A 3,820-nucleotide genomic window follows, 5' to 3' on the forward strand; every position below is an offset into this window, starting at 1 on the left:
GGTCTCAACCGCCGGCATCCGGGTCATTCGACGGTGACACCCGAAAGACGGCTGGTGCCGAAGATCGCCGGCACATAACCTTTGACGGACTTGGCGACGGCCGTGATCGTATCGGCACCGCCCAGGATCACGGCGGGCACCTCGGCGTGGAGTTCCTTCTGGGCTTTTTTGTAGAGCTCGATGCGCTTGGCTTGATCGGTCACGGCACCCGCCTCGTTCATCAAGCCGATGAATTCCGGATCGCACCATGCGCCGATATTGGATGGGCTCGGTTTGCCGGAGGAGTCGCAGGTGAAATAGTTGTTCGGGATTTGGCTCGGGTCCGGAAAGTCGTAGATGCCGCCGAACATGCCGACTTGCGCCTCGCCGGCACGGGCACGGGTGATGTATTCGCCCCATTCATAGGAGACGACCTCGGCCGTCACACCGATCTTTGCCCAATCGGCCTGGATCATTTCGGCGGCCCGGCGGCCGTTCGGCATATAGGGGCGGGAAACCGGAACGGCCCATAGTTGGGTGGAGAAGCCATCGGGGAAACCGGCTTCGGCAAGCAGCTTCTTGGCCAGTTCCGGATCATATCCATGGGCGCCGAGACCCTTGTCGTGACCCCAGAGCGAGGGCGGAATGACCGCGCCCGTCACGGTTCCCATGCCGTCATAGACGAGATCGACAAGCGGCTTCATGTTGATGGCATGCGCCAGCGCCTCGCGGACGCGCTTGTCCTTGAACTTCTCCTCCCGGAAATTGAAGGTGATGAAGCCGGTCGAGGCGACCGGTGTCTGGACGAGATCGAGGTTTGGGCTTTCCTCGATCATCTGCCTATCGGCGAGATTGGGATAAAGTGCAATCTGGCATTCGCCGGCCATGGCGCGTTGCAGGCGCACCGAAGCGTCGGCACTGATGGCGAGGATCACCGCATCGAGCATCGGCGTGCGGGCCGGGTCATTGATCGCGGCGCCCCAGGTTTCCTTGAACGGCGCAAGGCGGACGGCGGCATCCTGCTGGTAGGCTTCGAGCCGGAACGGTCCCGTACCGACCGGCTCACGATCGAGGAGTTCCGGCGTACCTGCCTTGGAGAGTGCATCGGCATATTCGGCTGATGTGATCGCCAGCGACTGGTGAGCCATGATACCGATGAACGGCGCTAGCGGCTTCTTCAGTGTGAAGGCGACCGTATGGTCGTCGATCTTCTCGACAGATTCCAGCGTGTCGGCGAGCTTGGTGCTGAAGGTAATGAAATTGCCGCCGTTTACCTTGGCATACGGGTGATCCGGCTTCATCATCCGCTCGAAGGTGAACATCACGTCGTCGGCGTTGAAATCCCGTGTCGGCGTGAACCCTTCGCTCGACTGCCACTTTACGCCCGGGCGCAGCTTGAACGTATAGGTGCGGCCGTCATCGGATACGGTCCAGCTCTCGGCAAGAGCCGGCTGGATGTCCGACGAGCCGGCCTTCACCGAGACGAGGCCGTCATAGATCTGGCCAAGCACGTAAGAGGTGGTGCCGTTGCTGGTAAGCTGGGGGTTGAAGACCTCCGGCGATCCTTCGATGCAGACGGAGAGAATTGCTGCCTTGGCGGGCGCCGCCGCCATGAGAGCCAGCATGCATAAGCCGAGTGTCTTCTTCATATGTCTTCGTTCCCTTTGTTCCACCGGCCGCTTGGTGCGGCCTTGACATGATTGTGCTTCAGCCGGCCTCGCTTAAGACCGCCCGCCGGACAGATGTGCCCCGCAGATTATGATGTGAACTGGAGACGGGCCCTTCTTCGGTGGCTTGTTCCGCATCCGCATGTCGCCGGCTCCATTTCCAGAAACCGGCATAGCTTGCATGATAAAGCGCCTCGGCAATATGATTGTCAAATAGCTTGTTATCCAATCATTATAACCAGAACTCATGTTGGTTCCGGCACACCGAAAGGCCTCACGCGACAATGAACATCAGGCAGCTCGAGGCATTCCACGCGACGATCGAGGCGGGATCGGTAACCCTGGCGGGCGAGAAGCTCGGGATATCGCAGCCCGCTGTCAGCAAGCTGCTGCGCAGCTTCTCCGAAGCCTGTGGCTTTCAGCTTTTTACGCGCAGCGGCGGACGGCTGGTGCCGACGCTTGAGGCACGCATGCTGGCGGTCGAGGTGGAGCGCATGTTCTCCGGCACCAAGCGGATAGCGCGGCTAGCCGAAGCCGTTCGCAATCGGGAATGGGGAGAGGTGACGATTGCCGCGCCGCCGGCGCTTGCCACGCGTTATCTTTCACAGGCGCTCTCACCCTTCCTAAAGGAGCAGCCGGATATCCATTTCACGCTGCAAAGCCGCACATCTCCGCGGATCGGTGAACTCGTGGCCGCCGGCCAGATCGATATCGGGTTGAGCGTGCTGCCCTTCGATCATCCGAATGTCAGTTCACAGGTCATCATGCGTTTCAGCATGGTCTGCGTCCTGCCGGTGAGCCATCCGCTGGCCAAGCGGCAAGTGATCGAGATCGACGATCTACGCAACGTACCCTTCATCTCGCTCGCCCGCGACGACTGCTCTCTCATGACGATCGATCGCGCCTTCCAGCTCAAGGGCGTGCAGAAGCGCAACCGCATCGAGGTGCCGCTGTCGGAGACGGCCTGCAGTCTCGTCGCAAATGGTGTCGGCATTTCCATCGTGCCGCCTTTCGTCGGCCTCGATTATGCCGAGGACCGTCTCGTGCGTAGGACGCTTCTGCCCGAAACCTTCATGGATGTCTGGCTGTTGACGCCGAGCGGAAGACCGCTGTCGCTGGCTTCCCAGAAGCTCGTGGATTTCATCCGCGCGGCGGTCTCGCCCTTCGATCAGCGAGTCGGTCGTAAAGCCGGCTGACGGAACTTACGGGTCGCGTACGCGAGTTCCGGCCCTGTCGAAAAGGTGGAAATTGCGTGGCTCGGCCGTCAGCGTGACCGTCTCGCCGATCCGGATGCTCGAACGTCCGGGTACGCGGAAGATGATGGCATGCCCATCGTGCATGCTGCCGTGGACGTAGCTTTCGGCACCCACCAGTTCCACCGCAGCGACCTGTACTTCGGCCCGAAACGCGCTGGGAACGGCCGCGCCGGCGATGGTGATATCTTCCGGACGGATGCCGATGGTCGCGGTCCCGGACGGAAGCCCGGCTTCGGTCGACCAGCCACTGCCCTCGCGAAGCTCCATCAGGTTCATCGAAGGCGAGCCGATGAAAGTGGCGACGAAGGTGGTCGCGGGCTTCTCATAAAGCTCGATCGGAGTGCCAACCTGCTCGATGCGGCCACCGTTCAGCACCACCAACCGATCGGCAAGCGTCATGGCCTCCATCTGGTCGTGCGTGACGTAGATCGAGGTGGTTGCGAGCGAGCGTTGCAGCCGGCGGATTTCGACGCGCATCTGAACTCTCAGCTTGGCGTCGAGGTTGGAAAGCGGTTCGTCGAACAGGAAGGCCGCCGGCTTGCGCACGATCGCCCGGCCCATGGCGACGCGCTGGCGCTGTCCGCCGGAAAGCTGTCGCGGCCTGCGCTCCAGGAAGGGCTCGATCTCCAGGGCTCGCGCGGCCTCGGTGATGCGCCGATCGATCTCGTCCTTCGGCGTGTTGCGGTTCTTCAGGCCGTAGGCGAGGTTCTGACGAACCGTCATGTGCGGATAGAGCGCATAGTTCTGAAAGACCATGGCGATATCGCGCTCCGCCGGCTCCAGCCCGTTGATGACCTTGCCGGAAATCAGGATGTCGCCGGAAGTGATGCTCTCGAGTCCCGCCACCATGCGAAGCAGCGTGGATTTTCCGCAGCCTGAGGGACCGACGAGAACGATCATCTCGCCGTCCTCTATGTC

Annotated in this window: 3 protein-coding genes; 1 reads left to right on the forward strand and 2 read right to left on the reverse strand. The window is 61.5% G+C overall.

What is annotated here, in order from left to right; genetic code table 11:
* Positions 1 to 23: 23 nt before the first annotated feature.
* Positions 24 to 1,628 (reverse strand): ABC transporter substrate-binding protein, encoded by a 1,605-nt coding sequence (locus ACE04I_RS06225; RefSeq protein WP_046793333.1) that lies wholly within the window; start codon positions 1,626 to 1,628, stop codon positions 24 to 26.
* A 302-nt stretch (positions 1,629 to 1,930) separates the two neighbouring features.
* On the opposite strand from ACE04I_RS06225, the gene ACE04I_RS06230 reads away from it, so the two are divergent.
* Positions 1,931 to 2,842 (forward strand): LysR substrate-binding domain-containing protein, encoded by a 912-nt coding sequence (locus ACE04I_RS06230; protein ID WP_046793334.1) that lies wholly within the window; start codon positions 1,931 to 1,933, stop codon positions 2,840 to 2,842.
* Between the two features lie 6 nt (positions 2,843 to 2,848).
* Here the strand turns inward: ACE04I_RS06230 and ugpC are convergent.
* The coding region (gene ugpC, locus ACE04I_RS06235) for a sn-glycerol-3-phosphate ABC transporter ATP-binding protein UgpC (RefSeq protein WP_487206759.1) at positions 2,849 to 3,820 on the reverse strand (972 nt) is incomplete at its 5' end.

This window comes from Rhizobium moroccans (assembly GCF_057559155.1).

What these genes read in the sequence shown, in the direction of transcription:
- ACE04I_RS06225 (WP_046793333.1), bottom strand. Translation starts at nt 1,628, where the DNA reads ATGAAGAAGACACTCGGCTTATGCATGCTGGCTCTCATGGCGGCGGCG.
- ACE04I_RS06230 (WP_046793334.1), top strand. Translation starts at nt 1,931, where the DNA reads ATGAACATCAGGCAGCTCGAGGCATTCCACGCGACGATCGAGGCGGGA.